The following is a 7,484-nucleotide window of genomic DNA, read 5'->3' as shown; positions in this document are numbered from 1 at the left end:
GGCCGGGTCGCTATCTCGGCGAGCAGCTCCAGCCGCGGTGCGATCTGCGGGTCGCTGCGCGGACGGCCCAACCGCTCCTCGTCCACCTGGTCGGTCGCCGCCAGCACATGCAACCGCGCCAGCGCCTGCAGCGGCGCCTTCTGCCACACCGCGACCAACGGGCCGCCGCCACCCTCGAGCGCTTGGGCCACCCGCAGCGCCCCACCGAACACCGGGTCCTGAACACCCGCGGCATCGGCAACATCTTCCAGCCGCACCGGACCGCCGTCGAGCACCGAGGACGCCCGGGCCGCACGCAGCGACGCCTCGGCGGCGGTCACGGGCCAGCCACGCAGGTTGGCGCGATGGCGGTGGGCACGGCCCAGCGCTTCACGGGCCCGGTCGCTGGCTTCGGCCACGCCGGGCAGGTCCATCAGCGGCGCCAACGGGTCAGTCACAGGTTGCCAACCTAGCCGGGTGCCGCCGACGCCCCGGGAATGGCCTCCAGCAGCTGCCGGGTGTACTCGTGTCCGGGGCTGGTGAACACCGCTTCGGTGTCCGCGTGTTCGACCACCCGCCCGGCGCGCATCACCAGCACGTCGTCCGAGATCTGCCGAACCACCGCCAGATCGTGGCTGATGAACAGATACGTCAATCCGAAGGTGGCCTGCAGCTCGCCGAGCAAATCAAGGATCTGCGCCTGAACCAGGACATCAAGCGCGGAAACGGCCTCATCGCACACCAGCACGTCGGGTCGCAGCGCCAACGCTCGAGCGATCGCCACCCGCTGCCGCTGGCCACCCGAGAGCTCGTGCGGCAACCGGTCCAGCACCGACGACGGCAGCGCCACCTGGTCGATCAGGTCACGCACGGCCTGGTGGCGCTGGCGCCGGTCACCGATCCGGTGGATCCGCAGCGGTTCTTCGACGGCGCGCAGCACCGAATACCGGGGATCCAGGCTGCTGTAGGGATTTTGGAAGACTGGTTGAATTCGCCGGCGGAACGTCAGGGTCCGGTGCGTCGCGGCGACCTCCTGCCCGTCGAAAACCACCGAGCCCGAAGTCGGCGCCAGCAAGCCCAACACCATCCGGGCCACCGTCGACTTGCCCGAACCCGACTCCCCTACGATCGCCAGCGTGCTCGCCCGCCGCACCCGAAACGACACCCCGTCGACCGCGCGGAACTCCGAGCGCCGCCATGGCGCGCCGCGGGACTCCCGATAGGCCTTGGTGAGGTCCGTCGCCACCAGGATGTCGTTCGATACGGCGACGTGCTCGGCCGCCTGCGCCGCCACCCGCGACCGGATCTGGGCCGAGCGCTTGTTCCGGGCCACCAGCGACGGAGCCGCGGCGACCAACCGCCGGGTGTACTCGTGCTGTGGGTCGCGCAAGATCGTCTGCGCCGCACCGGATTCCACCACCACCCCGCGATGGACGACGACCACGGATTCGGCCCGTTCCGCCGCCAACGCCAGGTCATGGGTGATCAGCAGCAAGGCGGTCCCGGATTCGTCGGTGAGCCGTTGCAGATGGTTGAGGACCTGGCGTTGCACGGTGACGTCCAATGCCGAGGTGAGTTCGTCGGCGATCAGCAACCGCGGCCGTCCCGCCAGCCCGATCGCGATCAGCGCCCGCTGACACATGCCGCCGGAAAGCTCATGCGGGTACCGGCCGACCTGAGCTGCCGGGTCGGGCATGCCGACCTCGGCGAGCAACTCCAGCGTCCGTCGCCGCGCATCGCGCCCATCAGTGTTGACCCGCAACGCTTCCCGGATCTGAAAGCCGACCTTCCACACAGGATTGAGGTTGGTCATCGGGTCCTGAGGTACGTAGCCGATCTCCCGGCCCCGAAGCGACCGCAGTAGCCGCGCGTCCGCGGCGGCGATGTCACGACCGTCGAATACGACGCGGCCGCCGGTGATTCGACCGCCGGGCGACAGCAGCCCGAGAATCGCGGCCGCGGTGGTGGACTTCCCCGATCCGGATTCGCCGACGATGGCCACGGTCTGACCGGGAAGGACGGTCAGGTCCACCCCGCGTACCGCGGGCTCGTCGTTGCCGAACCTGACTTCCAAACCCTCGACCGACAGCAGCGGCCCCGAGCCGCTCATGCCCGCCACGCCCGCGATGCCGCATCCAGTCGGTCCCGCAGCGCGTCTCCCAGCATCATGAAGGCCAGCACCGTAATCGCCAGTGCGCCCGCGGGATAGAACAAGATCGGCGAGCCGGCCCGCAACCTCATCTGCGCGACGTTGATGTCCCCGCCCCAGGACACCACCGACGTCGGCAGCCCCACCCCGAGGTAGGACAGTGTCGCCTCGGTGACGATGAAGACACCCAGCGCGATGGTGGCCACCGCGATCACCGGACCGATGGCGTTGGGTAGCGCGTGGCGGATCAGGATCTGGAACGGACGCATCCCCAACGCCCGGGCCGCCAGGACATAGTCGCTGCCCCGCACCTCGAGCACCGAGCTGCGGGCGATCCTGGCCAGTTGGGGCCAGCCGAACAGCGCCAGGATGGCGATCACCGTCCACACCGTGCGGTGGCGCAGGACCTGCATCAGCACGATCGCGGCGAGCAGCAACGGCAGGCCGAAGAAGACGTCGGTGACTCGGGATACCAGCGCGTCGATCCAGCCTCCGTAGAAGCCGGCCAGGGCGCCCAGCACCCCGCCGACCACGAAGACGATCAGCGTCGCGTCGACCCCGACGACGACCGAAGCCCGGGCTCCGTAGATGGTCCGGGCATAGATGTCGTGGCCCTGCAGGTCGGTGCCGAACCAGTGCGCTGCCGACGGCGGCAGCAGGCTTTGCGCCGGGTCCGCATAGGTGGGGTCGACGCCGGTGAACAGTCCCGGGAACGCCGCGACAAGCAGGATCAGCAGGATCAACGCGCCGGCCACCAGGAATTTCAGACGTTCACGCATAACGGATCCGGGGGTCCAGCGCGGCATAGAGCAGGTCCACCAGGAGATTGGTCACCAGATAGATCAGCACGAGCACCGTCACGATCGATACCACCGTCGGCGCCTCCTGCCGTGTGACCGCTTGATAGAGCACGCCGCCGACACCGTGGATGTTGAAGATTCCTTCGGTCACGATCGCACCGCCCATCAGTGCCCCGAGATCGGCGCCGAGGAAGGTCACCACCGGTATCAGCGAGTTGCGCAGGATGTGCACCGTCACCACGCGCGGGCGCGACAACCCCTTTGCGGTCGCGGTGCGCACATAGTCGGCGTGCGCGTTGGCGGCCACCGCCGACCGGGTCAGCCGCACCACATAAGCAAATGACACCAGCCCCAACACAATCCCGGGCAGCAGCAGCCGCCCGAGCGTTGCCCGACCGCCGACCGTGACCGGTGCCAGCCCCAACCGGACCCCGAAAACGAATTGCGCCAGGAAACCGAGCACGAAGATCGGGATGGCGATGATGACCAATCCGGTGACCAGCACCGTCGCGTCGAAGATGCCGCCCTGGCGTAGCCCGGCGATCACACCGAACCCGATGCCCAGCACCGCTTCCACCACCAACGCGATCAGTGCCAGCCGGATAGTCACCGGAAAGGCATGGGCCAGAACGGCGCTGACCGGTAGACCCGAATACGCGCGTCCCAAGTCCCCGTGCAACAGGCCGCCCAGGTAGCGCAGATACTGCACCAGGAACGGGTCGTCGAGATGGTACTGAGCCCGCAGTTGCGCGGTCACCGCCGGGCTCAGCGGCCGGTCACCGGCGATCGCGGCCACCGGGTCCCCGGGCAACAGAAACACCATGGCGTAGATCAGCAGCGTGGCGCCCAGGAACACCGGCAACATCAGCGCGACCCGACGCAACACGTACCAGCCCATCTCAGACCTTCTCACCCTTGACGAGGTTCTCGTAGTCAGGAAGTCCGTTCCAGGTGGGCTTGACGTTGCTGACCGAAGTAGACCATCCGATCACGCTGATGTAGTACCACAACGGCACGGTAGGCATGTCGCGCAACAGGATTCGCTGGGCAACGTTGACCAGCACATCGGCCTCGCGCAGATTGGGCGCCGCCTCGGCCGCCGCCAGTGCGGCGTCGAATTCCGGGCTGGAGTAGCCCACATCGTTGGATCCGGCCCCGGTGACGTAGAGCGGCGCGAGAAACTCGATCATCGACGGATAGTCACCGATCCACCCCGCGCGGAATGCGGTGTCGATGGTGCGATTGGTGATCTGGGTGCGAAACCCTGCGAAGGTGGGATGCGGTGCCCCGACCGCGTCGATGCTCAGGACGTTCTTGATGCTGTTGGCAACCGCGTCCACCCACTCCTGGTGGCCGCTGTCTGCGTTGTAGGCAATGGCGTATCGTCCGGTCCACGGCGAGATCGCGTTGGCCTGCGCCCAAAGCTGCTGCGCCCGAGCCGGATTGAAGTCCAGCGCTGCGCTGCCCGGGATATTCGGGTCGAAGCCGGGCAGGGAGCTGGCGGTGAAGTCGCGGGCGGGAGTGCGGGTCTTGTTGAAGATCTGCTGACAAATCTGCGGCCGGTTGATGGCGGCGGAGATGGCCAGCCGGCGCAGCCGTCCCTCCTCGCCACCGAAATGCGGCAGCCGCAGCGGTGTGTCGAGCGATTGACTGACGGCGACGGGTGCGCTCAGGGCATTCTCACCGAGGTCGCGTTTGTAGATGGTCAGCGCGCTCGACGGAATCGTGTCCAGCACATCGAGATTGCCGGACAGCAGGTCGGCGTAGGCCGTGTCTAGGTTGCCGTAGAACTCGAAGCGAAGCCCTTTGTTGCGCGGTTGGCGGTTGCCGCGGTAGTCGGGATTGGTCACCAGGTCGATCTTGACGTTGTGTTCCCACGCCGGGCCGTCCGGGCCATCGGACAATTTGTAAGGGCCGTTGCCGATCGGGTGTTGACCGAACGCCGCCATGTCGCGAAATGCCGAGGGCGGCAGCGGATAGAACGCGCTGTGCCCCAGGCTCATCACGAAGTCGACGGTCGGCGCCTTGAGCCGGACGGTGAACTCGAGGTCGTTCACGACGTGCAGTCCGGACATTGTGGTCGGCTTGCCGTCGCCGGGTGGGCCGGCTACCTCGTCGAACCCGGCGATCGGGCTGAAGAAATTCTGCTGCAGCTGGGCATTGGCGCTGTCCGCCCCGTAATTCCAGGCGTCGACGAAGGAATGCGCGGTGACCGGGGAACCATCGGTGAACTTCCATCCCGGTTTGAGCACAACCCGGTAGTTGACGTTATCGGTGGTTTCGATGGCTTTCGCCAACTCCGGTGAGGGCTGGCCGGATGCGTCGTAGGACATCAGCCCGGCGAACACCCGGTCGAGGATGCGGCCGCCGTTGCTGTCGTTGGTACCGGTCGGGATCAGCGGATTGGGCGGTTCGGCCGCGTTGACCACCACTACGTCCGGGGTGAGCATGCCGCCGCCGCAGCCGGCCACCGGCACGACGGCCAGCGAGGCGGCCAACAGCAGGGCGGCCCACATCCGACGCATGACAGCGACCTTAATGTCGCGGACCGTCCGGTCGGCCTAACTCACACGGGCGGACGCCGACGCTTTAGTCTCGACAATGTGACTGACGCCACCGCCGAACAGCCGTCGTCCTACCCCCCGCCGGACCAGTTCGCCGAGCAGGCGAACGCCCGCCCCGAGTTGTATGAGCAGGCCGAGAAAGACCGGTTGGCATTCTGGGCCGAGCAGGCCGAGCTGCTGTCCTGGGAGACGCCGCATACCGAGGTGCTGGACTGGTCTGATGCGCCATTCGCCAAATGGTTCGTCGGCGGCAAACTCAACATCGCCTACAACTGCGTGGATCGGCACGTCGAAGCCGGCCACGGCGGCCGGGTGGCCATCCACTGGGAAGGCGAGCCTGAAGGGCACCAGCGCACCTTCACCTACGCCGACTTGCAGAAGGAGGTCAGCAAGGCGGCCAACGCGCTGACCGACCTCGGCCTGGTCGCCGGGGACCGGGTGGCCATCTACCTGCCGCTGATCCCCGAGGCGGTGATCGCGATGCTGGCGTGCGCGCGGTTGGGCGTGATGCACAGCGTGGTGTTCGGCGGTTTCACGGCGCACGCCCTGCAGTCCCGGATCGCGGATGCCCAGGCCAAGCTGCTGATCACCGCCGACGGCCAGTTCCGGCGGGGCAAGCCCGCCCCGCTGAAGGAGGCCGCCGACGAAGCGGTGTCGGTTCCGGACAGCCCGATCGAGCATGTGCTGGTGGTCCGGCGCACCGGTGTCGACGTGTCGTGGAACGACGACCGCGACCTGTGGTGGCACGAGGTGGTGGACTCGGCCTCGCCCGAGCACACCCCCGAGGCGTTCGACTCCGAGCACCCGCTGTTCCTGCTGTACACATCCGGCACCACCGGCAAGCCCAAGGGCATCGTGCACACCAGCGGCGGCTACCTGACGCAGTGCGTGTACACCATGCACACGATCTTCGACGTCAAGCCCGACAGCGACGTCTTCTGGTGCACCGCGGACATCGGTTGGGTCACCGGGCACACCTACGGCGTCTATGCCCCGCTTGCCAGCGGCATCACCGAAGTGCTCTACGAGGGCACCCCTAATACTCCGAGCGAGCACCGGCATTTCGAGATCATCGAAAGATACGGCGTGACAATCTATTACACGGCGCCGACGATGATCCGGACGTTCATGAAGTGGGGCCGGGAGATCCCGGACGCCCATGACCTGTCCAGCTTGCGACTGCTGGGTTCGGTCGGCGAGATCATCAACCCCGAGGCGTGGCGCTGGTACCGCGATGTCATCGGCGGCGGCAAAGTGCCCGTCGTCGACACCTGGTGGCAGACCGAGACCGGCGCCGCGATGATCTCGCCCCTGCCCGGCGTCAGCGCCGTCAAGCCCGGGTCGGCCATGGCGGCGCTGCCGGGCATCTCGGCCAAGATCGTTGACGACCACGGCGACCCGCTGCCACCCGACGAAGAGGGCGAAACCCACGTCACCGGCTACCTCGTGCTGGACCAGCCGTGGCCGGCGATGCTGCGCGGAATCTGGGGCGACCCGGAGCGGTACCGCAAGACGTACTGGTCGAAGTACTCGGAGAAGGGCTACTACTTCGCCGGGGACGGCGCGCGTTTCGATCCCGAGGGCGACATCTGGGTGTTGGGCCGCATCGACGACGTGATGAACGTGTCCGGGCACCGGATCTCGACCGCCGAGGTCGAGTCGGCGCTGGTCGGGCATTCCGGGGTCGCCGAGGCCGCCGTCGTCGGCGCCACCGACGAAACCACCGGGCAGGCCATTTGCGCGTTCGTCGTGCTGCGCAGCGACCACGACGCGACCGAGGGGACCGTCGACGAATTACGCTCCCAGGTCGCCCACGAGATCTCGCCCATCGCCAAGCCGCGGGAGATCCATATCGTGCCCGAACTGCCCAAGACCCGAAGCGGCAAGATCATGCGCCGGTTGTTGCGCGACGTCGCCGAGAACCGCGACTTGGGCGACACGTCGACGCTGCTGGATCCCAACGTCTTCGACGCGATCCGAGAGTCGAAGTAG

General features: G+C 67.3%; 5 protein-coding genes and 1 pseudogene. 1 reads left to right on the top strand and 5 read right to left on the bottom strand.

Annotated elements, in window-relative coordinates; all coding sequences use genetic code 11:
- The 5 genes and pseudogenes from A9X01_RS25530 to A9X01_RS25510 form a co-directional block, all read right to left on the bottom strand.
- Positions 1-413 (bottom strand): annotated as a pseudogene (locus A9X01_RS25530) (oxidoreductase); the annotation flags it as partial.
- Between the two features lie 35 nt (positions 414-448).
- Complete coding sequence (locus tag A9X01_RS25525) at positions 449-2,089, bottom strand: dipeptide ABC transporter ATP-binding protein (RefSeq protein WP_065123383.1); 1,641 nt, start codon at positions 2,087-2,089, stop codon at positions 449-451.
- Positions 2,086-2,934 (bottom strand): ABC transporter permease, encoded by an 849-nt coding sequence (locus A9X01_RS25520; RefSeq protein ID WP_065123377.1) that lies wholly within the window; start codon positions 2,932-2,934, stop codon positions 2,086-2,088. Before A9X01_RS25520 ends, A9X01_RS25525 begins: the two co-directional genes overlap by 4 nt.
- Complete coding sequence (locus A9X01_RS25515; RefSeq protein WP_065123376.1) at positions 2,900-3,826, bottom strand: ABC transporter permease; 927 nt, start codon at positions 3,824-3,826, stop codon at positions 2,900-2,902. Before A9X01_RS25515 ends, A9X01_RS25520 begins: the two co-directional genes overlap by 35 nt.
- A gap of 1 nt (position 3,827) precedes the next feature.
- A complete protein-coding gene (locus A9X01_RS25510) occupies positions 3,828-5,453 on the bottom strand; it encodes a peptide ABC transporter substrate-binding protein (protein WP_065123375.1) in 1,626 nt (541 codons plus the stop codon).
- A gap of 78 nt (positions 5,454-5,531) precedes the next feature.
- Here A9X01_RS25510 and acs point away from each other — a divergent pair, with 78 nt between their 5' ends.
- Positions 5,532-7,484 (top strand): acetate--CoA ligase, encoded by a 1,953-nt coding sequence (gene acs, locus A9X01_RS25505; RefSeq protein WP_065123374.1) that lies wholly within the window; start codon positions 5,532-5,534, stop codon positions 7,482-7,484.

Source organism: Mycobacterium asiaticum, from assembly GCF_001668675.1.
Lineage (GTDB): Bacteria > Actinomycetota > Actinomycetes > Mycobacteriales > Mycobacteriaceae > Mycobacterium > Mycobacterium asiaticum_D.
The sequence above is the reverse complement of the archived record's forward strand: the minus strand, read 5'-3'. Positions and strand labels throughout refer to the sequence as shown.